Raw genomic sequence first — 25,409 nt, forward strand, 5'->3', positions numbered from 1 at the left:
TGTTCTGATGGGCAGCACCCACTGGCCTAATCTGCGCGAAATATCAAAAGGCGGGACCAGCCCCGCCTTCCCTTCGAACGACTCAATTTCATAGGAGTTCGCAACGCCCTTGCAGCAATCTGCTGCCCAGGCCTTGCAGTTTACCCACGTTCTTGCTCGCTCTTGTCGAGCGGTCGCCAAAACATCCGGGACCTAGCCGCGTCCTTCCGACTCTTGCCGGGACGCAGCAGAAAAATCAACCAGCTTTGCTGAGATTGCCCGCGGAGGACTTGCCAGTCCGCCGGTCCTGTTCAATCTCGTAGTTGATCTTCTGCCCATCAGCGAGGGTCGAGAGGCCCGCTCGTTCGACAGCGGAAATGTGGACGAAAACATCCTGACCACCATTGTCGGGCTGGATGAATCCAAATCCCTTGGTGCTGTTGAACCACTTCACGGTGCCGGTCGCCATATGTACGTATTCCTTCGTAACAATTGCAGTGTGGCCTGGCAGTTGTGCCAGGCGGGTTCAGATCAAGGCATTGGAATTAGACGCAGCAAAGAAAAAATTGCAAGACCGGCATTCTCGGATGGCGTCACGACCGGCCAGTTAAAGACAACATCGCGACCGTGCGCAATTGCTGGGCAGCCGTTTGCCGGGTAACCGAACATCCCGCGTGGCGGAGCTGGATTGAAAGCAGCGAGTGGCTGCCGATCCGTGGTCATCGTTCCCCATGAACTCGAGTTAGGCGATCTATCTCGCCGACAGGGTGCTGCGATAAGGGCGGCGCGGCGCGGCTTCATCACCGTCGACTTGCCGCGGCCGCGCGAGCGCAGCGAAAGCCGGTTTATGCGCTATCGCGAGGGGAGGGATTGCGCGAGTTCGGCCTGCATTGAGCACCAGCCAATTCGCAAGCATTTGGCGGCTGGCGAGGGCCTTCAACGGCCACCGGGCGGCACTGATCTTCAGTCGGTGTTTACCATTCGCTCCTATCTTTCGCGTAGCGGCAAGGTTCTGAGTACCGCGCACACAAAGCCTGCTCCAGACAATGGAGCGGGCTTTTTTGTGTCACTTGGGAGACGGCTCCAACAATGCTGTCTACAGGAAAAACGGCCCGCAAGGCTGTGCGGCTTGTGATGTGGCTGGGGCTGGTCGTGCAGATGGGCAGGCCGAAAGCAGGCCCCATCAGGCAACACTCTGCCCGCGTCAGGCTGGGCCCAAACTGGGTTATGGCGTCACCGCCCGCAATTTGGCCGATTCATAGTCGAACGAAACACGATTTCGTCCACGCTGTTTCGCTTCAAAAAGGCATCGTCCGGCGGTGCGAAGGACGTCTTGAGCATCTGCATCGGGAGAGATTTCCGCGCCGCCGATGCTGACAGTCACTTTCACGCCATCCTGTTGGCCTTTCGCCATCGGGCCCGCCTCGACAAGACGGCGTATGTTTTCCGCGATGGTAGCTGCCTGTTCTTTACGCGCGCTGCGTAACAACACACCAAACTCTTCTCCGCCAAGACGACCGATCGAGTCTCCCGGGCGTGTCAGATAAACGAGCGCCTTTGCAATTCGAACCAAAGCCTCGTCACCTTTGGAATGGCCGTGTTGGTCGTTGATCAAGGAGAAGTGATCCGGATCGATCAGGAGCAGTGTGTCGCATTCACCTTCGTCACGCTTTCTGTCCATCCTTGCGATAAATTCACCGCGACTGAGAAGGCCTGTCATCGGGTCGTGGCTGGTCACGAAGGTGAGCCTGTCGTGCGCCTCTCTCAGGGCTGTGTATGATTTCTCCAACTTGTCACATGTTTCCTGGATCGTTTCCCCCTGGGTGAAGATAAAGGCGCTGACGGGCAATCCGATCAGGATGGGGATGAAAGTGCATTCCACCCAACTCAGCCAGTCGATCGGCATCTGCAGGCCAAGTCTTGCCGTGAACGACAGCCCGAAGGTCGCGACGACTGCAATTATCGTCACGACTGTAGATTTGCCCAGAATACGTTTGCCGCGCGGCGTCATATTGTTGCTATAGACAGTCCGGCTGAATGACATGTTACCAGCTTGATTAGGATTGTACTGGACACACCGGCGAGGAGCCGAACCGGCGCGGTCCTCAAGGCCAAGTCGAGCAAATGCGCCCGCGTCCTGCCGACACCACGCCTCGGTCGGTTCTTGGGCCCATTATGCTGGCTGCGAGGGAAATGACATTTTGACCCGCAGTGAATTTCAGATTTCGGCTGGAAAAACCCGTCGCGTCCTGTAACAGCGCGGGCCTGCTCACGGATAGGGGAAATCATGACGCTTGTTTCGCCCACGGAAGGTTCGACCGCAGATAGGGGAGCTGCCAGAAGCCGCCGCCTGTGGAGCCAAGCCGAAGCCAGGGCCCTCTACGAGTCTCCCTTCAACGAACTGCTGTTTCGCGCACATTGCGTCCATCGTGCGAACTTTGATCCCAACCGCGTTCAGCTCAGCCGGCTGCTGAGCATCAAGACCGGCGGCTGCCCCGAGGATTGTGGTTATTGCAGCCAGTCCGCGCATCACAATTCCGGACTGAAGGCCTCGAAGCTGATGGCGGTCGAACGCGTCATCGAGGAAGCCCGCAAGGCGCGCGATGCGGGTGCGACGCGCTATTGCATGGGCGCGGCGTGGCGCAGCCCCAAGGCGCGCGACATGGAGGTCGTGGTCGCCATGGTGGAAGGGGTCAAGGCGCTCGGCATGGAAACCTGCATGACGCTTGGCATGCTCGATCCTGAGCAGGCGCAGCAGCTAAAGACAGCGGGCCTCGACTACTACAATCATAACATCGATACGTCCGAGCGCTACTACAGCGAAGTCATCACGACGCGCTCGTTCACTGACCGGCTCGAAACATTGGCCAATGTCCGCGACAGCGGCATGAAAGTCTGCTGCGGCGGCATCGTCGGCATGGGCGAGGAAGTGGTCGACCGCGTGGATATGCTTGTGACGCTCGCCAATCTCCCCGAGCGGCCCGAGAGCGTCCCGATCAACATGCTGATCCCGATTGAAGGCACGCCGCTTGGTCATGAGCGGCCGATAGAGCCGATCGAATTCGTTCGAACGATTGCGCTCTCCCGTATCCTGATGCCGCAATCTTATGTGCGCCTGTCGGCCGGCCGCACGGCAATGAGCGAGGAGATGCAGGCGCTGTGCTTCTTTGCCGGAGCCAATTCCGTGTTTGTTGGCGATACGCTGCTGACGGCGGACAATCCAAGTGAGGACAAGGACACGGCGCTGTTTCGCAAGCTCGGTATTGAACCAATGGAGCTTTCGAGCTTGTGAGCGCAGGGGGCTTGCTCGACCGCTATGAGACGACGCTAAGTGGGCTCGCGCGCAAGAACCGATTGCGCGCGCTATCGCCGCGGGCCGGTCTCGATTTCGCCTCCAATGATTATCTCGGCCTGGCAGCCTCCCCGCGCCTCGCCAAAGCCGTCGCAGCAGCACTCGCAGCCGGCACGCCGATCGGTGCCACGGGGTCTCGCCTATTGCGCGGCAATGGACCCGAGCACGAGACCCTCGAAGCCGAGGCGGCACGTTTCTTCGGTGTACGTGCACTTTTCTTCAGTGGCGGCTATGTAGCGAATTTCGCCATCCTGACGACCCTTGCGCAAAAGGGCGATCTCGTCGTGCTTGACGCACTCATCCATGCCAGCGCCCATGAGGGCGCGCGGGCTGGCCGGGCGGCGGTGGCGGAGGTCCCACACAATGACATCGGCGGCTTCGAAGACGCCATCTTGACCTGGCGGCGTTCGGGCGGCACGGGTCGCCCCTGGATCGTGGTCGAGAGCCTCTATTCCATGGATGGCGACCGCGCGCCCCTTGCCAATCTGGCAGCACTTGCCGACCGTCATGATGCATTCCTCCTGATCGACGAGGCGCATGCTACCGGCGTCTATGGTCCAGGGGGACGCGGCCTCGCGCACGACCTCGAAGGCCGCGACAATGTTGTCGTGCTGCACACTTGCGGCAAGGCGCTTGGCGTCTCCGGTGCGCTGGTGACCGCACCCACGGCAATCATCGACTATCTCATAAACCGTTGCCGACCGTTCATCTATGCCACCGCCCCTTCGCCGCTTATGGCGGTCGCTGCAACCGAGGCGCTTGCCATCCTTCGTGACGAGCCCGAGCGCTGCGAGCGGCTGGCGGCACTCGTCGCCTTCGCCGGCCGGGAGATCGAAGCTCGCTGCGCAATCACGCCCAGCGGCTCGCAGATCCTGCCGGTGATCGTCGGCGACAACGCCGGCGCCATGGCGCTCGCCAGCGCGCTGCAGGCGCGCGGTTTCGATGTGCGCGGTATCCGCCCGCCAACGGTGGCCGAGGGCACCGCGCGGCTCAGGATTTCGCTGACGCTCAATGTCGAGCAGGCTGACGTCGCTGCGATGATCAAGGCATTGTCAGAGGAATGGGAGCGAATGGCGGCATGAGCCAAACCTTCGTCATCACCGGCACGGACACACCGGCATCGGCAAAACGGTTATTGCGGCTGGTCTGGCCGGCCTGCTCCAAGGCGCCTACTGGAAACCGGTGCAGTCGGGGCTCGACGGCGAAACCGATACCCAGACGGAAGTGAGGCTCGCGGAGCTGTCGCCCGAGCGGATCATCCCGGAAGCCTGGCGGCTGGTGCGACCGCTCTCGCCGCATCGCGCCGCCGAACTCGATGGCGTTTTGATCGATCCCGACCGCCTCGTTCTGCCCGTAATGGCGCGTCCGCTGATCGTCGAGGGAGCCGGCGGTCTCATGGTGCCGCTCAACCGCAACTTCCTGTTCATCGATGTGTTCGCCCGCTGGCGCGCGCCGGTCGTGCTTTGTGCGCGCACGGCTCTTGGCACGATCAACCACACGCTTCTGTCGATCGAGGCGCTGCGCCGCCGCGACATTCCGCTTTTGGGCGTCGCATTCATCGGCAACCCTATGTCCGACACGGAATGCACCATCGCTGCGATCGGCAAGGTGCGTGTGCTTGGCCGCTTGCCTTTCCTCGATTTGCTGGGGCCCGACACTCTCCTGTCGGCCATGGCAGCGCATTTCGACATGGCGCCTTTTCAGCAGGCCAGCGTATGAGCCGCTCAGCCGTCTGGCATCCCTTTACCCAGCACGCCGTCGAACCGGCTCTGCCGAAGATCGTTCGGACCGAAGGCGCATACCTGCAGACGGATGACGGAAGGCGCATTCTCGACGCGATATCCTCATGGTGGGTGGTGACCCACGGCCATCGCCATCCGGCGATCGTCGAGGCAATCCGCTCAACTGCCGAAACGCTCGACCAGATCATATTCGCCGGTCTCACCCACGCGCCGGCCGAAGAACTGGCTAGCGCGCTCATTGGCCTGGCGCCGAAGGGTCTGGACTGGGTCTTTTATTCCGACAGCGGCTCGACCAGCGTCGAAGTGGCGCTCAAAATGGCGCTCGGCTATTTCCGCAACATCGGCGCGCCGCGCTCGCGTGTCGTTGTGATGGAATCCAGCTATCACGGCGACACAATCGGGACGATGAGCGTCGGCGCCCGCGGCGTCTTCAACGCCGCCTACGAACCCCTGCTCTTTGACGTCGATACCATCCCCTTCCCTGCCAACGGCCGCGAGCAGGAAACCCTCGACGCCTTCGAGGCGTTCAGCCGTGATCGCAAGGCGGCGGCGCTGATCCTAGAACCGCTGGTCCTGGGCGCCGGCGGCATGCGGATGTATTCGCCAAAAATCCTGGCCGAATTGAAACGTATCGCCGAGGCCTCCGGGACGCTGTTCATCGCCGATGAGGTGATGACCGGCTGGGGCCGAACCGGCACTCTGTTTGCCTGCGAGCAGGCAGGCATTGCGCCCGACATATTGTGCACGTCGAAAGGGCTGACCGGCGGCGCGATCCCGCTTGCCGCCACGCTCGCCACCGACGCCATCTTTCGGGCGTACTATTCGCCGGATCGCAGCCGCACCTTCTTTCATTCGAGCTCCTATACCGCCAATCCGATCGCCTGCGCGGCGGCGCTGGCCAACATCGCAGTCTGGCGCGACGAGCCGGTCATCGAGCGCGTCACAACCCTGTCGCGACTGCAGGCCGAAGCATACAATCGCTTTGTGGGAGATCCCCGCTTCGCCGATGTCCGGGTGACCGGCACGATTGCCGCCTTCGAACTGGCGGTCGCCAGCTCCGGCTACCTGGCTGAAATCGGCCCGAAGCTGCGCGCTTTCTTCCTTGGGCGTGATCTCCTGGTACGCCCGCTCGGCAATGTGATCTATCTCCTGCCGCCCTATTGCGTAACTCCCAGCGAGCTTGGTCGCTTGCACGATGCGATCGACGAGGCCGCCGACGTTGTTGGGCAAGCCGGATGATCCGAGGCGCGAAGATCATCGGTCTCGGCCACCACGCACCGGCACGGGTCGTGCCGAATGCCGACATTGAGGCCTCGCTTGGCCTGGAGGCCGGCTGGATCGAGAGGCGGACCGGCATCCGGTCGCGCCGCTGGGCCGAGCCTTCCGACACCTTGTCGGGCCTGGCCGGGAAGGCGGGAGACATGGCCCTGGGTATGGCCGGCATCGACCGCAGCGAGATCGGCCTTCTGCTGTTGGCAACATCGACGCCCGATCATCTGCTGCCGCCAAGCGCGCCGCTGGTCGCTCACCGTCTCGGCCTTGCTAATGCCGGAACCGTCGATCTTGCCGGCGCCTGCGCCGGTTTCGTCTACGCGCTTACCTTCGCCGACGCCTTCGTGCGCATGCACGGCAAGCCGGCGCCGGTCATCGCCGCCAACATTCTGAGCCGCCGCATCAACCCGGCCGAACGCGCCAGCGCGGTGCTGTTCGCCGACGCCGCAGGCGCGCTTTTGCTGGTCCCCTCGTCCGACCCCAATCACGGTGTCCTCGGCGCTTCGCTGGATTCCGACGGGTCCGGTTATGGCCTGATCCAGATCCCGGCGGGCGGCAGCACCCGGCCGTTTGCCGGAGATTTCGACATAGCCGAAACCCGCATGACGATCGCCGACGGACGCGCCGTGTTCGCCAAGGCGGTCGAGATGATGGCGCGGTGTTCGGCCGAGGCGCTGGAAGTTGCGAACGTTTCAGCTCAGGCCGTGGATCGGTTTGTTCCACACCAGGCCAACGCCCGCATTCTCGATGCCGTGGCCGACAAACTCGATATTGGCCCTGAGAAGGTGGTGAGAAGCATTGCGGAGTTCGGCAATTCCTCTGCCGCGACAATTGCGCTGTCGCTGTCCCTCTCCCATCAGGCCAAGCCGTTTTTGGCAGGCGAAAGGCTTCTGCTCGCCGCGGCCGGCGCCGGGCTTACCGGCGGCGCACTCGTGATCGGCGTCTAGGGGCAATGACTAGTGCGCTTGCAAGAAGTGACGGCGAACGGCTCTCTGGGCGTTGATGTTTGCCTAGTAGGAAGAGAGCGGTCAGCTGTCATCCTGCACCATAAGGAACAGCGAATGTCGGTCGGAAGATACTCCTGGAACAGTCTGGCGCGGGCTCCCGGCATCCACCAATCGCCTGGCAAAATGTCTGCTTCGCGCGCGGCCGTCACAAACGCGCCTCGGGCGGCGGTGGAATGAGCTTCACCCCGCAGCACCTTCAGGCAAACCGCCTGCAATCAATTGTGAGTCTGGCTTTGGGCGCACCTCGGCCGCGTTCGTTGCACCGTCGTCGGTGCAGGTGCAGCGGTGCCAGCAGCGACCGTTCCAACCGAAGATCGCTGAACTGGGTGCTCCAGTCCGGCTAACGTCGAATGACGATGATGCCGGCGAGTGCGATGAGACCTATGCCGAGCATGGAAGCGCCGTCCAGACGTTCCGAGAACAGTAGGACGCCCCACAACACCGCAAATGCCAGATAGGAGAAGTCGCAGGTTGAGATCATGGCCGACGGTGCCCACTGGTACGCGACAGCAGTGCCGACGCTGCCGATCAACATTGTGATACTTAGCAGCACCATCAGCCCCCATTGGCTCCAGCCTATCGGTACCCACTCGCCTATCGTCAGACTCTGCCCGCCATCGCTGCCAGCAATTATTGCCGCCAGGCTTGCCCCACCTGCCACAATGATCGCGATCAGATTGAATGTGAGTGCCAGAACGAACGGGTTTTCAGCACGGGTCCTGGTCCGCGTCAGCACCATCGCCAGGGCATAGAGAATGGCAGCCGCCAGTGGCATGAGGGTGTGGATACTGATGTCGCCGGCCTGCGGCTTCAGCATGAGTAGTACCCCTACAAACCCGAGCGCAACTCCGAGCCAACCTTGCAGGCCGACAGGCTCGCGGACCCAGAGTGCCGAGAATAGGGTAATGAACAGCGGGATCGTATAATAGACCGCGGCCGCTATCGAGAAATCGAGGCGCGAAAGCGAAGCGTAGTAGATCAGCAGACTGGACAGAAGCAGGCTGCTTCGAACCGTGGCCCAGCCAGGTCGAGCTGGGCTCAGCGATACCCGAGGCAACCTCCATTTCATCATAAAGATCAACAAGGGGATGGTGACGCAGGACCGCAAGAAGATGAATTGCGACAGTGGCATGTCCGAGATCGTGATCTTGATGATCGCATCTGCGATCGAAAGCGTCAGATCAGTCAAGATCATCGCCGCCACGGCCATGCCTACTCTGTCGGTCCCGATGGTCGTCTGACGGATCGACATGTCCACCTTCCCTTTTCGCTACCACTTCCACGCTACCCAGCCGAGAGCGTTCCAACAATTCCGATCGCACGGACACACTGTCCGTGTCATTGTACAATCGCCAAGAACACCAACAGGGATGCGTCGCTTGGATAGCGTGGACGACATGATACTTCTGGCCGAAGTCGCTGAAACGGGCAGCTTTACGCGCGCCGGGGAGCGGATTGGGATGCCTAAGTCTACGGTCAGCCAGCGTATCGCCCAGCTGGAGGCACGTTTGGGACTGCGGCTCCTCAATCGTTCCACCCGGCACGTAAGCCTCACCGGCAGCGGTCAAGTCTATCTCGAATACTGTCGCCGCGTTCGTGCACAGGTTTCGGCCGCGAATATGGCGATGACCAATCTGAGGGAACAGCCTGTCGGGAAGCTGAAGATCACCTGCCCGGAGGTGACAGCGACGTATTTCATGCCGAGCTTTCTACACGGATTTACTACCCAGTTTCCCGGCATCGCCATCGAGTTGATCGCCACAAACCGGCATCTCAACATCATCCGCGAGCGGGTTGATTTCGCCTTTCGCATTGGCACAACCACAGGTCAGGACATAATCATTCGGCGTATCTCCTCCATAAAACGGGTGCTTGTGGCCGCGCCAGCATTTCTGGCAAGTGGCATTCCTCTTCGGGAACCGACCGATCTGCTCCGGCGGCGCTGTCTGGTGCATGATGCGCAACCCGAATGGGTATTCTCGTCGGACGACACACCGCTCGTTCTACGGCCACCGCCTGCCGCGACCTCGGATTCAATGGGATTCCTATTGCAATCCTGCATCGCCGGAGAAGGGGTTGCACTCCTGCCCGCTTATGTGTGCCAGTCGTCCGTGGCCGTCGGCCGCCTCGTAGAATTATTCCCGGGCTGGGAAATCCCACCCTATGAAATGATGCTCATTTTCCCGCACCTGAAGAACCATTCCAAGGCGCAAGTGGCATTTCGCGATTATGTGAATACCTTCGATTTTTCACGGCTCGCCGCTGGGGCACCCTGATCGACTTGGCCGCGATCCCAAAAAAACTCACGGGCAATTCGGATCAGGGAAGCCCCCCGCGGCGGTCACTGATTGCCGCATGTAGTCGGCTTTCTGGATTACACCAACAAGTGAACGGTGCGGCCTGTTTTGCAGCGAGACGCTCTGGTGGTGGGTGCCTACTTCAAGGGCGCAGCTAGTCAGACCCCGCGTGGTGCGTGAGATCGTTCCGCCGGTGGCTGCTAGGGTATTCTGTTCGTGACCAGCTTGCAGGCGCTCCTATTGTGCCTCGAGCAAAAAAGGATGCTTACGCGGCGGCCGCGGCCTCCACGAAACCTTCGACCCTGCCTCGTGGCGACCACACTTCGACATTGTCGATCAGCCGCGTCTGGCCAAGCCAGGCGGCGACGAGCAGTCGCGCCGGTCGGTCCGGGGCGGCCATCATGGCGAGGTCCTCGTCCGCACGCAGCTCAAGATACTCGACCTGCGAAAAGCCTGCAGCAAGGATGGCCTGCCGTGCCTCATCGAGCACACGATCGATGCAATCTTCGCAGTTCAGCCGCCGGGCAGTTTCGAACAAAATTTCGGCAAGGCGGGGTGCCGCGCTCCGTTCAGGGGCGGACAGCCGCGCGTTGCGCGAAGACATCGCCAGCCCGTCACCTTCACGCACCGTCGGGCAGGCGACGATCTTGATGGGAATGTCGAGATCGCGAACAAGCCGCCGCACCACATGCAGTTGCTGGAAATCCTTTTCGCCAAAGAATGCCATATCGGCACCGGTCTGGAGAAAAAGCTTGGTGACGACGGTCGCCACCCCGTCGAAATGGCCAGGCCGGAACGCGCCGCAAAGCCCCTCGCTCACCGCACTCACCGAAACCGTCGTGGCAAAACCTTGCGGATACACATCCGCCGCGTCGGGCGCATAGAGGATGTGGGCGCGGAGCGGCGCCAGTTTGGCGGCATCGTCATACTCGGTTCGCGGATAGGCGATCAGATCCGCCGGGCTATTGAACTGCTTCGGATTGACAAAGAGCGTGACGATTACCCGATCAGCCTTTGCGAGGGCGGCACGCACAAGGCTGAGGTGACCCTCGTGGAGAGCGCCCATGGTCGGTACGACCGCCACCTTCAAACCATCCCGGCGCCACACGGCTACTATGCTGCGCAGTTCAGCAACTGTCCGAATAATGGGAATGCCCACGTTGGATCTCCTCTTTTCAGGTCTTCGGCTCGTCGCCGAACACGTGTTCTGCCGCTGGAAAGCGGCGCTCACGAACGTCGTGCGAGTAGGCCGAGATGGCCGCGGAAGCCGCTTCGCCCAGCTCGGCGTATCGCTTGACGAACTTTGGACGAAAGGCGCCGAACAGGCCCAGCATGTCGTCAACGACGAGGATCTGGCCGTCGCAGGCCGGCGAGGCGCCAATGCCGATGGTCGGGATCGCAATCTCCTGCGTGATCCGCAGCGCCAGGGCTTCAGGTGTCTTCTCCAGCACGACCGCGAAGGCGCCAGCTTCGGCCACCGCGACCGCATCACGCTGGATGCGGTCAGCATCGTCGCCCCGCCCCTGGACGCGGTAACCGCCGAGTGCATTCACCGCCTGCGGCGTCAGCCCGACATGAGCCATCACCGGCACGCCACGCGCAGCAAGGAAGCGTATCGTCGCGGCCATGCTTTCGCCGCCTTCGAGCTTGACCGCCGCGCAGCCGGTTTGCGCCATCACGCGGGCGGCATTGTCAAAGGCCTGCCCAGGACTTTCCTCATAGGTGCCGAACGGCATGTCAACGACCATCAGCGCCCGTTCGAGGCCTCGCCGCACCGCCTGTCCGTGCATGATCATCATCTCAAGCGTAACGCCGAGCGTCGAAGGCAGGCCGTGAAGCACCATGCCGACGCTGTCACCGACAAGCACCACATCGCAGTGAGGATCGACCAGTTGTGCAATGGGCGTTGTATAGGCAGTCAGACAGACCAGCGGCGTCCCACCCTTGCGTGTCGCAATGTCCGGTGGGGTCAGGGCCCTGTTTGCTCGCGTTGCGCTCACCGACTTCCCTCACCTAAGGTCAACCCGAAGCCATCTGCCACAAATTTGTGCAGCTGCGAAGAAGAAATTGCAGTGCACAATAATTTGCTGACTATTTATCCCGCAAGCTGCGACGCCGCTTCGAATGAGCACGAGTGCGAAAGCGGACTCTTAATCTCGCGCCCAGTCCACTTCCCTAGCGTCACTGCCGAGCGGCTTCGCGTTTGCGACACTCTTGTGTAGACCGAAGGTCTAGGCCTTTATGGAGAGTGTGGTGTTGACAGGCTAAAGGGGCTGCTACACGCTGGTTAAATCGATTGAGAAGCTTCTCACTGCCCAACCCAGGCAACCATGGACGATCACCCAAAAGCAACACGCAACGGTAGGGCCGCCGCCAAGGCCAAAAAAGTCGAAGCGGAGCTGATTGCCGTTGTCGTGGCCGTCAATGACGGTGAACCAGCGGTCCTCACCATCGGGCAGGGGGATTGCCTGCCCTCGGGGCCGTTCGCGCTGGAGCATCGATCGCTGCAGTCAGGTCTTAGGGCGTGGGTCGAGCAGCAGACTGGTCATCCCCTCGGCTATATTGAGCAGCTCTATACGTTCGCTGATCGCGACCGCGCCGACGGGCGCCAGCAGCGCGTCATTTCCATCAGCTATCTCGCTTTGACCCGGAAGGAACATGCCACCGGCGCATCCACCTGTGCCTGGCGGAGCTGGTACGATTATTTTCCGTGGGAGGACCACCGCCTCGGAACACCGAAACTGATTGCGGATGTTCTGAAGCCGCGTCTGCTTGCCTGGGCGGCCGATGCCAAGCAAACTGCGACGCGCAGTGAGCGGCGGCGGCGGGCTGCCATTGCTTTCGGGCTCGACGAGCGCCCCTGGAATGAAGAGCTGGCGCTTCAGCGCTATGAGCTGCTTTACGAGGCGGGTCTGGTGGCAGAGGCCACCCGCGACGAACGGTCGATCGCATCCGACTCAACAGCCGGGACAACGATGGTTGCCGACCATCGCCGCATCGTGGCCACGGGCCTTGCGCGCTTGCGCTCGAAGATCAAATACCGGCCAGTCGTCTTCGAGCTGATGCCGCCGGTGTTTACGCTGCTGCAGCTGCAACGGACCGTGGAAGCCCTGGCAGGCCGGCTGATCAACAAGCCTAACTTTCGCCGGCTCATCGAGCAGCAAGAACTGGTCGAGGAGACTGGCGAGACGTCTCTGGATACGGGCGGGCGCCCGGCCAAGCTCTATCAGTTTCGCCATGTCGTGCTGGATGAAACTGCCGTTGCGGGGACAAAATTGCCTCTGGCCCGGGGTTGACACGCTTATAGTCAACCTAGATATATACCCCTTATAGTCGAATGGATTATAAACGGGAGGCGCCGGTGAGCGGGACGATACCTTCGGCCGCGTCCCTGTATCAGCGCGTCCAGCGCGTCATCCCCCGAGTGGAATGGGCGGCTTTCAGCGACGACGTCGAGGCCATTCTGGCGCTAAAGCGCGAGCGCAACGCCGTTATCCTGGCCCACAACTATCAAACACCCGAGATCTTCCACTGCGTGGCCGATATCGTTGGCGACAGCCTGGCGCTGGCCCGCAAGGCAATGACCGTCGATGCGGACATCATCGTGCTCGCCGGCGTGCATTTCATGGCTGAGACGGCGAAGCTCCTCAATCCGGACAAGGCGGTGCTCATTCCGGATCTTGGCGCCGGCTGCTCGTTGGCGGACTCGATCACGGCGGACGACGTGCGGCTGATGCGGCAACGCTACCCTGGCGTGCCGGTCGTGACCTACGTCAACACGTCCGCTGCCGTGAAGGCCGAGGCGGACATCTGCTGCACCTCCGGCAACGCTTTGGCTGTGGTGGAGTCGCTTGGCGTTGAGCGGGTGATCATGCTGCCCGACGAATACCTGGCCAGGAACATCGCGGCACAGACTTCGGTCGAGATCATCGCCTGGAACGGTCATTGCGAAGTGCATGAGCGCTTCACGCCAGCCGACATTCGCGAGCTGCGGGATGCCTACCCTGGCGTTACCGTGCTTGCCCATCCTGAATGCCCGCCGGAAGTTGTCGCGGTTGCCGATTTCGCCGGCTCGACTGCGGCGATGTCGGATTTCGTCGGACGGCACAAGCCTGCGCGCGTCGTGTTGATGACCGAATGCTCAATGAGCGACAACGTGGCCATCGAGCATCCCGACGTCGAGTTCGTGCGCCCCTGCAATCTCTGTCCGCATATGAAGCGTATCACGCTCGCCAACATTCGCACGGCGCTGCAAGAAACCCGCCACATCGTGACCATCGATGCTCGAGTGGTTGATGGTGCTCGGCGTGCGGTCGAGCGGATGCTTGCCGTATGACGCCAGACGTCGGCGACATCAGGGGAGCGCCCGTGATCATCGGCGCTGGCGTTGCCGGGCTGGCGACCGCGCTTCATCTGGCGCCGCATCCCGTTTACCTTCTGTCCCCGACGCGGCTCGGGAACGAAACCTCCAGCACACTCGCGCAAGGCGGGCTGGCGGCAAGCCTCGGCGCTGACGACAGTCCAGACCTCCATCTTGCAGACACGCTTGCTGCAGGTGATGGCCTCTGCGACGAGAGTGTGGTCAGACGCGTTGCGAATGCGGCGGACCGAGCCATCGAGAATTTGATGGACTTGGGCGTCGCCTTCGACTGCTCGTGGGACGGGACACTGCGGCTCTGGCTCGAGGCAGCGCATTCCCGTCGCCGGATCGTCCATGCCGGGGGTGACTCTACGGGCCGCGAGCTTGTACGCGCGCTCATCATCGCTGTGAGGCGAACGCCTTCGATCACAATTCTGGAAGGCATGGAAGCCCGCCGGCTCATTGTGGAAAATGGGGCGGTCAGCGGCGTTGTGGCGGCAAAAGGTGGACAGGCGATTATATTTCCGACGCGCCGCGTGGTTCTTGCGAGCGGCGGTATCGGCGCCCTGTTCAGAGACACGACCAATCCGGCCGGCTCATTCGGGCACGGCCTGGCGCTCGCCGCATGCGCCGGTGCGGAACTCGCCGATCTGGAATTCATCCAGTTCCACCCGACGGCGCTCGACGTTTCGCATCGGCCTATGCCGTTGGTGAGCGAAGCGGTCCGCGGCGAAGGCGCAGTCCTAATCGACGAGTGCGGGCACCGCTTTCTGTGCGATACGCCTGGCGGCGAGCTGGCATCGCGCGACGTCGTGGCACGGGCCGTATGGCAGCAGCTTGGCACCGGACATCGTGTTTACCTTGATGCCCGGCAGTCCCTCGGCCAGAAGTTCGCCAAGCGCTTCCCAGCTGTGACCCGGCATTGCCGGGACGCCGGAATCGATCCTGCCGTTGAGCCGATTCCGGTTCGCCCGGCGGCACATTATCACATGGGCGGCGTGGCCGTGGATGCCGCGGGCCGCAGCACGGTGTCGGGCTTGTGGGCTTGCGGTGAGGTTGCCTGCACCGGTCTGCACGGGGCGAACCGGCTTGCCAGCAACTCGCTGACCGAGGCCGTGACGACCTCGTTGTGGGTCGCGCAAAGCGTAGCTGCCGCTCCTGCGGGCTGGCAGTGGCCAAGGCTTGTCGCAACGGCACCCCCGCGGCCCGACCCCTCCTCCGTTCGCGACGCGGTCTCTAATGGGCTCGGTGTTATACGGGACGGGCAAGCACTATCCGACACCGTGGAAACGCTGCTGCCGATCGCGGTTCGCAACACAGGCGCTTCCGACCCTGCTTTGATCGCGCTGATGATCGCCATTGCAGCGCTTCGGCGCGAGGAAAGCCGCGGCTCGCATTGCAGGTCGGACTTCCGCACACGCAGGGCGCAGGCCCGGTCTTCGCGCTTGACCCTCGCCTCAGCAATGACGGTTGCGGCCGAACTTAGTCTGCGGCCCGCGGAACGGAGTGCCTGATGACGTCACCTCCACCTCTTCCCGGTATCGTAATCGAGCCGATCGTGCGTAGCGCTCTTCTGGAGGATCTGGGAAAAGCCGGCGATCTCACGAGCGATGCCATTGTGCCCTTTGACTGCAGGGCCACCTTTGCATTCAGAGCACGGCAGTCTGGCGTTGTTGCCGGTCTTGATCTGGTAGCCTACGCTTTCATGCTTGTTGATCCGTCGATCGACATAAATTTTGGACGTCTGGACGGCAGCAGGATCGCGGCGGGTGAGACCATTGCAAGGGTGAGTGGACCGGCGCGGGGAATGCTTGCGGCCGAGCGTACAGCGCTCAATTTTCTCTGCCATCTCAGCGGCATTGCGACGGCAACGGCCGAGATCGTCGAGGCGGTGCGCGGTCAGAAAGCACGGATCGTCTGCACGCGAAAGACGACGCCCAGCCTACGCGCGCTGGAAAAATACGCCGTGCGCGCCGGCGGCGGCGCCAACCACCGCTTCGGGCTGGATGATGCCGTGCTCATCAAGGACAATCACATCGCCATTGCCGGCGACATCCGCACGGCCATTGAGCGGGCGCGCGCCGCGGTCGGCCATATGGTCAAGGTCGAGGTCGAGGTCGACACGCTCGACCAGCTCGAGATCGCGCTAGGCGCCGGGGTCGACGCCATCCTGCTGGACAATATGTCCGTCAAGCAACTGACCCGAGCGGTGGCAATGGTCGACGGCCGCGCGACCACCGAGGCCTCGGGTCGCATAACGCCGGCAACGGCACCAGCCGTAGCGGCAACCGGGGTCGACCTCATTTCTATTGGGTGGCTTACGCACAGCGCGCCAATCCTCGACATCGGCATGGACGTGCCTATCGAAGCATGCATCCAGAAGCATCTGAACTGAATAGAGCGCGCTCCATATAGGAGCAATCTGCGGAAGTGGGGACGTACGATGATCGACAAGGGATTGAGATCCGACCGGGCCAAGGCGCTTGCCTTCATCAGCGCAATGCTCAGCGAGCTGAATCAGATCGCGGGGTCTCACAGGCTGCAGTTCCTAGGATACCTTCTGGAGATGGCGTATATCGAGTCGTACGACATGGTCCGCAAAGAGCGCTCCCACCATCAAAGCAAGGCCATAGATCAGGGATAGCCCTGCTGAACTGAGCGCTGCGGCAGCTTCAAATCTGACCTCGGCACTTCTATTTTCGCAAAAAAGACGCGCAGTGCTGTGATCCTGCCGCGCTGTCAGATAGTCCAACTGGTTTTTGCAGTCCAACCGCCCGTGAACGCTTGGCGGAATTGCCCGACATGGGTGTCGAGGAGACGCGCGCGGCGATTGACAAAGCTTATGTGGCGCAACCTGAATGGGCCGCACTGACCGCGCGCGAGCGCAGCGACATCCTCTGGCGTTGGCACCAACTGATCGTCGACCACACCGACGATCTTGCAGCGATCCTCACTGCGGAGATGGGCAAGCCGCTAGCCGAAGCGAAGTCTGAGGTGGCGCATGCGGCCGCGTATCTGCAATGGTACGCCGAAGAGGCTAATCGCATCTATGGTGAGACGATCTCGCCGCCCTCTACAGACCGTCGCATGCTGGTGATCAAACAGCCGATCGGCGTCGTTGGAACGATCACGCCCTGGAACTTCCCCGCCTCAATGGTTGCGCGCAAGATCTCGCCGGCTCTCGCCGCCGGCTGCACCATCGTGCTCAAACCTGCTGAACAGACGCCCCTGGTGGCAGGTGCAATGTTTGCTCTGGCCCATCTTGCCGGCTTTCCCGAAGGCGTCGTCAACCTCATCTACGCCTCCGAAGGCGATACGGTCGGCCGCGAACTCTGCTCGAACGCCAAGGTCCGCAAGATCAGTTTCACGGGCTCCCCCGAAGTCGGCCGGTTGCTCATGCGCCAGTGCTCGGACCAGATAAAGAAAGTCGGTCTAGAGTTGGGTGGCAATGCGCCTTTCATTGTCTTTGATGATGCCGACGTCGATGCTGCCGTCGACGGTGCGATCCAGGCCAAGTTTCGCAATGCCGGCCAGACCTGCGTTTCCGCCAACCGGCTTTACGTCCAGTCGGGCGTTCATGACGAATTCGTCGCCAAATTCGTGGAGCGTGTCCGTGAGCTTCAGGTCGGCGACGGCTTCGATCCAGGTGTCGCCATCGGTCCGCTGATCGACGGGCATGCACTGGCCAAGATCGAACTTCACATTGCCGATGCCTTGGCCAAAGGTGGCGCGATCCGATGTGGCGGCGGCCGGATCGGCAGCGATGGCAACTTTTTCCAGCCGACGATCCTCAGCAACGTCTCAAGGGAAATGATCGTGGCGCAAGAAGAGACCTTTGGACCCTTGGCGCCGATCATTCGCTTTGAGGATGCTGATCAGGCCGTGCGTGAGGCCAACGATACGATATACGGCCTCGCCGCCTACTTCTATGCTTCGAACCTGAAGCGTGTCTGGCGTGTGGCCGAGGCGCTGGAATATGGCATGGTGGGGATCAACACAGGACGCATGTCCTCAGAAGCCGCGCCTTTTGGTGGGATAAAACAGTCCGGCATCGGGCGGGAAGGTTCCCGCCACGGCCTCGAAGACTATCTTGAAATGAAGTACCTCTGCATGGGCGGCATCTGAGGCGGCGGGCGGCGACTGCCGCGATGAAGGCCAGCGGTCGGCCGGACGCCACGGAATGGACCCACAGTTTTCAGATTCGCGGAACAATCCGCACCCAGTCTGCCTCATAAAGGGCCCGGGTTTTCCGCCTATTTTTTGGCGGTCGAACGTCGTCAATTGCCTTCGTCACTGTGGCGGAACGCGGCGCGATAGCCGGTTAGCAACAAGCTTTGGGCGTCATTTCTCTCTGGCGGAATCGACCCCTTCCGACAAAAGCCTGACCTTTGCCAGTCTTCTACGGGCCAGCGTTCGCGCCAAAAGTTCAAAGCCGCGTCCGTAACATTCAACAATGAAAGCCAGCGTTATCAGGTCGAGCAGAAAGTCGTCTATCGCATGCATGAGCGCATCAGACCTTTGTTCGAATCGAAATAGCAAGGCGCGCGCCTCTTCGATCGCGGCCCGGCAATCGTCTGCGCCTATCAGTGAATCGATCGTTGTCGAAGATCTGCAAGCGTCCTCACTCTCCCTAAGCCACACGCAGCGCATCGAACGCCGCTGATGGTAGGCTTTCCTCGACCTCATGCGGCAGCGGCGTCATGTACACAGCCGGGTCGGTGCTCGGAATTGGACGCTCCAGCGGAACTTGCAGAAGCCTATGCATTGGACGGAAACGTTCCGCACGCCGACCTGGACGGACTACCTTCGCCTCAATCATCGTCTGACGGAAGTGGACAAGGAACTGGACGAGCGTGTCTTCCAGTTGCACGCGGGAGAGGAAGCGCCTCAGATGACACTTTCCATCGAGCGACCGACAAGCTCGGCCCGCAAGCCCGAGCACTCAGCTTTTCGCCATCCCCGTCATTGAAGCCCGGCCGGCATCTCTGCCATCAATCGATTGGCTACGAGCGCCACCGGTCAGCCCCGACCCTCAGACCATCGACATCGAAGCGGCCGCGAGTTGCCTATAAACATTACTGCACTCTTATTGTTTGTGACGCATGCGGGTGGTGAGCGGTTTTCAAAGGCCCCGTTTCCTGCTGACAAAGTTAGCTTGGACCACTGAATTGCCGATCAAACGCTCTCGGATACTGGTGCGAGTATGAAATCAAAGACGGGCTCAGGCTGGGCAGGCTTTGGCTCCCGCAGAACAACCGGGTAAGCTACGATCGCTTGGGCATGTTCAGCGAGCGCGGCGGGTGTCATTCCCAGTGCTCTCTCAAACAGGCCGCCCGGCACTCTCACCACCTGACGAAAAAGCCCTGCAGCTCTTGTCGCATGGCGCGCCGCAGCGACCCGCTTTCCCTCACGGATCTTCACGCCGGCCGCCGCCAACAGGATCAGTCCCTTGAAGAACAGGCGGTGCTGAGCGCTTTGTTTCGCAGCCTGCCAGAGAGGCTCCCAGGCTTCATGGGCTTCCCAGTAGTAACCGTGGTTGAAAAGGTCGATTCCCCATAGAAACACATCTGAGCCGAGCGCTTCGCCAACGGCGACGGTCACCGGATCTGATCGGTAACTGTGGCCCAATGGATCACGCACCGGATGCGGATATTTGCCGGGCAGATACGCATAGCTCGGGAAACTTTTTTCGGGCAGCAAGCGAGGGCCAGACATAGGCCCAGCAAACATGAAAGTGCGTTAAGGGGCAATTCATGCTGACCGCGTCGTGACACGCAAGCAGTCTTAACGGGCTTGTAAAGGGTGTCGAGATTGGCCAAAACGCGCTTTGCCAAATTCATGACGTTGGGTAAGCGGCTGACGCAAGGAGAAGATATGATTTTGCGACTGAAGGAGCGGCTCGGCAAAAGGTTTGAGGAAGAAGTTGAATTCTTCAAAGGCTGGCAGAAGGACAAGAAGGGCGTGGGAGCCCTTATTCCCACTTCGGTTTATGCGGCACGCCGGATGGCAAGCGTGGTGAACCCACGGTCAGGATTGCCGATTCTGGAGCTTGGCGCGGGAACCGGTGTCATCACAAAGGCGATCCTGGCTAGGGGAATCAAGCCGCGCCAGCTGGTTTCAGTCGAATATTCCAGGATTTTCTACGACGGCCTGGCGCAACGCTTCCCGAATGTGGACTTCAGATTGGGCGACGCATTTGCGCTGGACGAAGCTCTGGGTGAGCGCAAAGGTGAACAGTTCGATTGTGTTATAAGTGCAGTCCCGCTGTTGAGCTTTCCAATGCAACAGCGTGTCGCGCTGGTTGAGGATCTGCTTGCCCGTATTCCTGCCGGCCGGCCTCTAATTCAGATCACGTATGGACCTCTGTCGCCGGTGATCAAGATGCCAGACCGTTACGTGGTTTCCCACTATGACTTCGTCGTCCGCAACATACCGCCGGCACAGCTCTGGACTTATCGTCGAACAGTCTAGCCAAATCTGGAAGGTTCCCTCCCAGATGGTCCGTTGGCAACGCCATCCTGGCACACTGCGACGCACACGGTGGCATCCACCCATCATGCCGTGGATGCGGACGAGCAGAGCACCGCATGAACGGGATTGCTAATGGACGCGTGGGCCACCGGGCTGCCTGGGGTGCGTAAGGCACGCCCGAGTCCAATCTATGCCGAAAAGGACGCATGCCGCGACCGGGGGTTCCGGACTGCCATTTATGCGACTTTCGAAGCACAAACCATGAACATCCATTAGGCCTGAACTCGCTACCTCAAGGTCAGCTTTGCGCCTGCATATCGTCATTGAGCTGACTGTTGCCGCTGCCCGAAAGCCGACGTTGTTGGCGGACTCAGCTCGCTGAAGTCGCCGAACGGGCAGGTCGCGGGTTTTTCTTTGCCCCCACGCCGGGAGTTACTGTGATCGAGCTTTGACCCTGGCGTGGATGATCGGAAAGCAAATGATATATATCGAAGTTGTGCCGGAAGCCCCGTCCGTCGATGACCCACAGGTTACCGTAGAAAGTCTCGCGAGCGATGCGTTCGGCATCAGTCATGGCGGAGTGCTGGACGTGACCGTGATGCCGTAGGTGTTTTGATGTCCGCCCGATGGATTTCGCCGTCCGGGGCGACGTGCGAAATCTCTCGGCACTCCTCCGGAAACAAGTTCTTCCAGTCAGGATGCCACTGTGTCTCGTTTTCCCACCAAGGATCACAGTTGCGGCGGCCAAGATGAGCCCAGTGGTGGAGTACGCGTGGGCCGCATTTTGAACTCATTCCGGAGCTGCAGGTCGGGCAGGTGCCCTTGCCGCCGGGGGAACGCCTCGCGGCGAACATTATCAATCAGGGCGTATTGCATGCCGGACCTTTAGCCCTTGAATTGTTTCGAGCACGGATAGGCGACGCCCCCGCTCCACTCGGCTGCCATGCCGGTCCGTTCAAATTTACCGGTTGCTTTAGTAGCAAAGTATCTTGCGGTCTCGCTTCAATTAAGTCATTCGTTTTGCGGGGTCTGGAAATGTAAAACTTAGGGTAATTATGCGCATTCAAAAGGTCGCAATCAAGAATTTTAGACTGCTGTCTGACGTAAGTCTCGTTTTAGAAGCCTCCGAAACAGTAATCGTGGGGCGAAACAACAGCGGCAAAACTTCGCTTTCCGAGGTCATGCGCCGGCTTCTCGATGATGGCCCCGTGAACTTCCAGCTTGAGGACTTCTCCAGCGCCTGCTACCGCAGGTTTTGCGATGCCGTCCATGCGCATCTCGCAGGCCAGCCTGAAGACGAAGTCCGTGCTCTCCTCCCAGCCATCGAATTGCGTCTGCATTGCAGGTATGATCCCAACGCCCCGGAACTCGGTCCGTTGGCACCGTTCGTCGTCGATCTCGACCTCGCCGTAAGCGAGGCTTTGATCGTGCTTCGCTACGAACTGAAGGACGGTGGAATAGGCGCCCTTTTCGACGAGCTCCTTGATGGGTCGCTGGACGATGCGTCCCGAAAGGCGTTCCTTGTCGCGTTGCGCGAAAGGATTCCGGTCAATTTCGCACTCAGGATTCGCGCGGAAGATCCGAACGACCCCACAAACTTCCGGCAACTGCAACCAGCCGCCCTGCGTAGCTTGGTAAAGACCGGCTTCATTAACGCACAGCGCGGTCTGGATGATGTGACATCGCGAGAAACGGACGTTCTCGCTAAGATTCTTGAGGGCCTCTTCGTCACGGCTTCCTCGCCGACCGCGGATGCAGCAGACCGGGTTATTGCAGAAGCCCTCGCCACCGTTGTGCAGGGCATTCAGACCCAAATTGACGGCAATTTCGGAAATCAACTGCAAAACCTGATGCCGACGTTGACCAGCTTTGGGTACCCAGGATTGGGCGGCCAGGAGCTCCAGACAGAGACAATTCTCGATATCCGCAAGCTCTTGTCGAACTTCACCAAAGTTCGATACGCCGGGTATGGCGGGGTGACGCTCCCCGAGTCGTATAACGGGCTGGGTGTGCGCAATCTGATTTTCATTTTGCTCAGGATCGTGGAATTCCACAAAGCATTTAAGGCCGAGCCGAAGACGCCTGGCATTCACCTTGTTTTCATTGAGGAGCCCGAGGCCCATCTGCATCCTCAGATGCAGGAGGTCTTCATCAAACAATTGAGCAAGATCGCCGCGCAACTGGCTGGCGCAGGTGAGGGCGCTGTCCCTTGGCCCGTTCAGTTTGTGGTGTCCACCCATTCGTCACATATCGCGAACGCAGCAGGTTTCGAGAGTATCCGATATTTTCTTGGCGCCGACGTGCCGGGCGCCGATGCCGGTATTCGACAGACCCAAATCAAAGATCTGCGTGAGGGGCTGGCGGGCACGCCGGCACCTGGCAGGCAGTTTCTGCACCAATATCTTACGCTCACGCGCTGCGATCTATTTTTCGCCGACAAGGCCATTCTCGTTGAAGGTCTCAGTGAACGGCTCATGTTGCCGGTTGTCACCGGGAAAATAGAAGCCTTGGAGCCGGCGGTTAAGCTCTCAAGCCAATATCTCACGATCATGGAGGTCGGCGGGGCATATGCGCATCTATTCTTTGCTCTCCTCGATTTCTTGGAATTGCACTATCTCATCATCACCGATCTGGATTCTGTCGTGGCGCCGGGCGGTGTAGCGTGCGCGGTCCACCTGGGCACTGCCTCTAGCAATGCCTGTTTGAAGAACTGGTTCAGTGACGACGATCCCTACACCCTGGCAGGGCTGACCGCTAAAACCAGCGACGACAAGATCGACGGACGTGGCCGCATTGCCTATCAGGTTCCCGAGGTCGCCTTAGGCCCCTGCGGTCGGACTTTTGAAGACGCCTTTATTCTGGCCAACCCCGTACTTTTCGCGCTGCCGGCGGGGACACTACAGGAGCAGGAGCTGGCTGCGCGTGACATGGCAGCGGACCTGAAGAAATCGGAATTCGCGCTGAAGTACGCCATTCAGGAGACAGGCTGGGTAACGCCAAAATATCTTGCTGACGGCATTCGCTGGCTGGCAGTCGACTACGTGCCTCTCGTCGATCCGGCACTGGCGATCGTGGCTGCTGCTGCGGCAGTGGCGCCGGCGGGGCCTGTTCCGGAAGGCGACGCCGTTGGCTAATCTCGAATCCCCGGCCGAAGCGGCAAGCCGCATAGCGCTGGATGAGGTCTTCGCGTGCATCCGGGCTGGCCGCAGTTTTCGCCTTGAGGCCGGTGCTGGCGCCGGGAAGACCTACTCGCTAATCGAGGCGCTTAAATACCTGACGAAGCGGCATGAGCGGGACTTTTCGCGGCGTGGACAGCAAATCGCCTGCATCACCTTCACCAACGTCGCAAAGGATGAAATCGAAGCTCGAACCGATCGGCATCCGATAATTTATTGCAATACCAACCATGCCTTCTGCTGGCTGCTTATCGGCGGCTTCCAGAAGCAGCTTAAGGCCTTGGTGCAGCAATTGCCGATTTGGCAGGAAAAGCTTCTGGAGGCTGGCGGCATAGGTAGCAGGGGTGTCGAATACAGTCTGGGCCACCGCGCGGTGCGCGAACATGTGCTCTCGCTCCACCATGATGACGTCATCCCGCTTACCATCTCGCTGATGGAAAATCAGAAGTTTCGAAAAATCATGGCCGACCGCTTCCCCATCATCTTGATTGATGAGTATCAGGATACCGACAAAGCCTGGGTTGAGGCGCTTAGGGTTCGCTTCCTGGGCCAGCCAAATTCACCGCTTTTTGGGTTCTTCGGCGACCACTGGCAGAAAATTTACGGCAACGGATGTGGCGAGCTCAACGACGCCGCCGTCACACCAATCGGCAAGAAAGCGAACTTTCGCTCCGTGAATGCGATTGTCGAATGTCTCAATCGGATGCGCCCGGAGTTGCCGCAGTTTGTCAAAGACCCGGCTGACCCTGGCCGGGTCCGCATCTTCCATACCAACGGCTGGGTTGGGCAACGGCAAGGAGGCCAACATTGGCGCGGTGATCTGCCGTCTAACGCAGCGCACCAGGCTCTCGAAACCACGAAAGCCAAGATGGTTGTCGACGGCTGGGACCTAGCCCCCAGCCAAACCAAGATCCTCATGTTGACTCATCGGGTCCTTGCGAGTGAGCAGGGCTATTCAAACCTCGCCCAAGCGTTTCAGTACAACGACTCCTATCTTAAAAAAGAGAACCGGCTAATCGCGTTCTTGGTCGATGTACTTGAGCCCGCCGCCGACGCCTATGCAGCAAAGCGTTACGGCGCCATGTTCGAGGCGCTGGGAGGAACAGTCCCGGTCCTGAAGCGCCAAGCGGACAAGGCCGCTTGGACCGCCTCTTTCGATACACTCATGGCCCTGAGGAACAACGGGTCTGTTGGTGACGTTGTCGACCACTTGATAGCGTCCCAGCGTCCCCGCTTGCCGGATCGGGTTGAAGACTTGCAACATGAGTTGGCTGCATTCGATGTGACTGCGGGCGTCGAGATGCCGCGGCCGATGGCAGAGCTACAAAAGCTTCGCCCGGTTGCATATGCGGAGGTCAAAGCGCTGCGAAGATATCTCGACGGACATTCGCCGTTTGAAACCAAGCATGGGGTCAAAGGTGCTGAATTCGAGAATGTTCTGGTTGTCCTCGGTCGGGGCTGGAATCAATATAATTTCGAGGAAATGCTGGAATTGGCGGGAGCGGGGGCTATTCCCGCCGCCAAACAAGCAACCTTTGAGAGGAACCGCAATTTGTTCTACGTGGCCTGTTCGAGGCCCAAACGGCGCCTCACGCTGCTTTTTACCCAAGAACTATCGAATGCGGCCTTGGCAAAGCTTCAAGGGTGGTTCGGTGCCGGTTCTATTGAAGCGTTGGAGTTGTAATGGAAGCTCCAAAGCCAGCCTCAGATTACAGCTCCGCCTACGAAGGCCGCTGGAAAGCGGCCAACGACG

At 60.4% G+C, this 25,409-nt stretch carries 20 protein-coding genes and 2 pseudogenes; 16 read left to right on the forward strand and 6 right to left on the reverse strand.

Features of this window, described 5'->3' with window-relative positions:
• Positions 1-235 precede the first annotated feature (235 nt).
• Positions 236-448 carry a cold-shock protein gene (locus NKI52_RS24865; RefSeq protein ID WP_027038889.1) on the reverse strand — a complete coding sequence of 71 codons (213 nt, stop codon included), beginning with the start codon at positions 446-448 and terminating at the stop codon, positions 236-238.
• Positions 449-1,204: 756 nt separating this feature from the next.
• A complete protein-coding gene (locus NKI52_RS24870; RefSeq protein ID WP_352700133.1) occupies positions 1,205-2,023 on the reverse strand; it encodes a GGDEF domain-containing protein in 819 nt (272 codons plus the stop codon).
• A gap of 243 nt (positions 2,024-2,266) precedes the next feature.
• Between NKI52_RS24870 and bioB the strand changes: the two genes are divergently transcribed.
• The 5 genes and pseudogenes from bioB (at position 2,267) to bioZ (ending at position 7,292) form a co-directional block, all read left to right on the forward strand.
• Positions 2,267-3,271 carry a biotin synthase BioB gene (bioB, locus tag NKI52_RS24875; RefSeq protein WP_352700135.1) on the forward strand — a complete coding sequence of 335 codons (1,005 nt, stop codon included), beginning with the start codon at positions 2,267-2,269 and terminating at the stop codon, positions 3,269-3,271.
• Positions 3,268-4,413 (forward strand): 8-amino-7-oxononanoate synthase, encoded by a 1,146-nt coding sequence (locus NKI52_RS24880; RefSeq protein ID WP_352700137.1) that lies wholly within the window; start codon positions 3,268-3,270, stop codon positions 4,411-4,413. The genes bioB and NKI52_RS24880 overlap by 4 nt, the downstream gene beginning before the upstream one ends.
• Positions 4,410-5,050, forward strand: a pseudogene (bioD, locus tag NKI52_RS24885) (dethiobiotin synthase). The gene NKI52_RS24880 and the pseudogene bioD overlap by 4 nt, the downstream one beginning before the upstream one ends.
• Positions 5,047-6,312: an adenosylmethionine--8-amino-7-oxononanoate transaminase gene (locus tag NKI52_RS24890; RefSeq protein WP_352700139.1), complete on the forward strand. Its 1,266-nt coding sequence runs from the start codon at positions 5,047-5,049 to the stop codon at positions 6,310-6,312. Before bioD ends, NKI52_RS24890 begins: the two are co-directional and overlap by 4 nt.
• The gene (bioZ, locus tag NKI52_RS24895) at positions 6,309-7,292 is read left to right on the forward strand and encodes a 3-oxopimeloyl-[acyl-carrier-protein] synthase BioZ (RefSeq protein WP_352700141.1); all 984 of its coding nucleotides are present in this window, start codon (positions 6,309-6,311) and stop codon (positions 7,290-7,292) included. Before NKI52_RS24890 ends, bioZ begins: the two co-directional genes overlap by 4 nt.
• A gap of 400 nt (positions 7,293-7,692) precedes the next feature.
• On the opposite strand, the gene NKI52_RS24900 is transcribed toward bioZ, so the two are convergent.
• Entirely contained in the window at positions 7,693-8,604 is a 912-nt protein-coding gene (locus tag NKI52_RS24900; protein ID WP_352700143.1) for a DMT family transporter, read from the reverse strand.
• Between the two features lie 136 nt (positions 8,605-8,740).
• On the opposite strand from NKI52_RS24900, the gene NKI52_RS24905 reads away from it, so the two are divergent.
• Complete coding sequence (locus tag NKI52_RS24905; protein WP_352700167.1) at positions 8,741-9,628, forward strand: LysR family transcriptional regulator; 888 nt, start codon at positions 8,741-8,743, stop codon at positions 9,626-9,628.
• Between the two features lie 286 nt (positions 9,629-9,914).
• Here the strand turns inward: NKI52_RS24905 and panC are convergent, their stop codons facing one another.
• Positions 9,915-10,808 carry a pantoate--beta-alanine ligase gene (gene panC / locus NKI52_RS24910; protein ID WP_352700168.1) on the reverse strand — a complete coding sequence of 298 codons (894 nt, stop codon included), beginning with the start codon at positions 10,806-10,808 and terminating at the stop codon, positions 9,915-9,917.
• A 16-nt stretch (positions 10,809-10,824) separates the two neighbouring features.
• A complete protein-coding gene (gene panB, locus NKI52_RS24915) occupies positions 10,825-11,649 on the reverse strand; it encodes a 3-methyl-2-oxobutanoate hydroxymethyltransferase (RefSeq protein ID WP_352700144.1) in 825 nt (274 codons plus the stop codon).
• Positions 11,650-11,979: 330 nt separating this feature from the next.
• On the opposite strand from panB, the gene NKI52_RS24920 reads away from it, so the two are divergent.
• From NKI52_RS24920 to NKI52_RS24950, 7 genes and pseudogenes are all read left to right on the forward strand, one after another.
• Positions 11,980-12,945, forward strand: a complete 966-nt coding sequence (locus NKI52_RS24920) for an NUDIX hydrolase (RefSeq protein WP_352700145.1) — start codon at positions 11,980-11,982, stop codon at positions 12,943-12,945.
• 65 nt (positions 12,946-13,010) lie between these two features.
• Complete coding sequence (gene nadA, locus NKI52_RS24925) at positions 13,011-13,985, forward strand: quinolinate synthase NadA (RefSeq protein ID WP_352700146.1); 975 nt, start codon at positions 13,011-13,013, stop codon at positions 13,983-13,985.
• Complete coding sequence (locus tag NKI52_RS24930) at positions 13,982-15,523, forward strand: L-aspartate oxidase (RefSeq protein ID WP_352700147.1); 1,542 nt, start codon at positions 13,982-13,984, stop codon at positions 15,521-15,523. Before nadA ends, NKI52_RS24930 begins: the two co-directional genes overlap by 4 nt.
• The gene (gene nadC, locus NKI52_RS24935; RefSeq protein WP_352700148.1) at positions 15,523-16,404 is read left to right on the forward strand and encodes a carboxylating nicotinate-nucleotide diphosphorylase; all 882 of its coding nucleotides are present in this window, start codon (positions 15,523-15,525) and stop codon (positions 16,402-16,404) included. Before NKI52_RS24930 ends, nadC begins: the two co-directional genes overlap by 1 nt.
• Before the next feature lie 48 nt (positions 16,405-16,452).
• Positions 16,453-16,653 carry a hypothetical protein gene (locus NKI52_RS24940; protein WP_023693535.1) on the forward strand — a complete coding sequence of 67 codons (201 nt, stop codon included), beginning with the start codon at positions 16,453-16,455 and terminating at the stop codon, positions 16,651-16,653.
• A 92-nt stretch (positions 16,654-16,745) separates the two neighbouring features.
• Entirely contained in the window at positions 16,746-18,134 is a 1,389-nt protein-coding gene (locus tag NKI52_RS24945; RefSeq protein ID WP_502897797.1) for an NAD-dependent succinate-semialdehyde dehydrogenase, read from the forward strand.
• A gap of 544 nt (positions 18,135-18,678) precedes the next feature.
• Positions 18,679-18,978 (forward strand): annotated as a pseudogene (locus tag NKI52_RS24950) (MFS transporter); the annotation flags it as partial.
• 206 nt (positions 18,979-19,184) lie between these two features.
• Here the strand turns inward: NKI52_RS24950 and NKI52_RS24955 are convergent.
• A complete protein-coding gene (locus NKI52_RS24955; RefSeq protein ID WP_352700149.1) occupies positions 19,185-19,709 on the reverse strand; it encodes a DUF309 domain-containing protein in 525 nt (174 codons plus the stop codon).
• Positions 19,710-19,883: 174 nt separating this feature from the next.
• On the opposite strand from NKI52_RS24955, the gene pmtA reads away from it, so the two are divergent.
• The 3 genes from pmtA (at position 19,884) to NKI52_RS24970 (ending at position 25,340) form a co-directional block, all read left to right on the forward strand.
• Positions 19,884-20,480 (forward strand): phospholipid N-methyltransferase PmtA, encoded by a 597-nt coding sequence (gene pmtA / locus NKI52_RS24960; RefSeq protein WP_352700169.1) that lies wholly within the window; start codon positions 19,884-19,886, stop codon positions 20,478-20,480.
• A 1,055-nt stretch (positions 20,481-21,535) separates the two neighbouring features.
• On the forward strand, positions 21,536-23,614 hold the full coding sequence (locus tag NKI52_RS24965; RefSeq protein WP_352634111.1) for an ATP-dependent nuclease: 2,079 nt from the start codon (positions 21,536-21,538) through the stop codon (positions 23,612-23,614).
• Positions 23,607-25,340, forward strand: a complete 1,734-nt coding sequence (locus tag NKI52_RS24970) for a UvrD-helicase domain-containing protein (protein ID WP_352634113.1) — start codon at positions 23,607-23,609, stop codon at positions 25,338-25,340. The genes NKI52_RS24965 and NKI52_RS24970 overlap by 8 nt, the downstream gene beginning before the upstream one ends.
• Positions 25,341-25,409: the final 69 nt, after the last annotated feature.

Origin of the sequence: Mesorhizobium sp. M0590, assembly GCF_040320905.1 — a bacterium.
GTDB lineage: Bacteria > Pseudomonadota > Alphaproteobacteria > Rhizobiales > Rhizobiaceae > Mesorhizobium.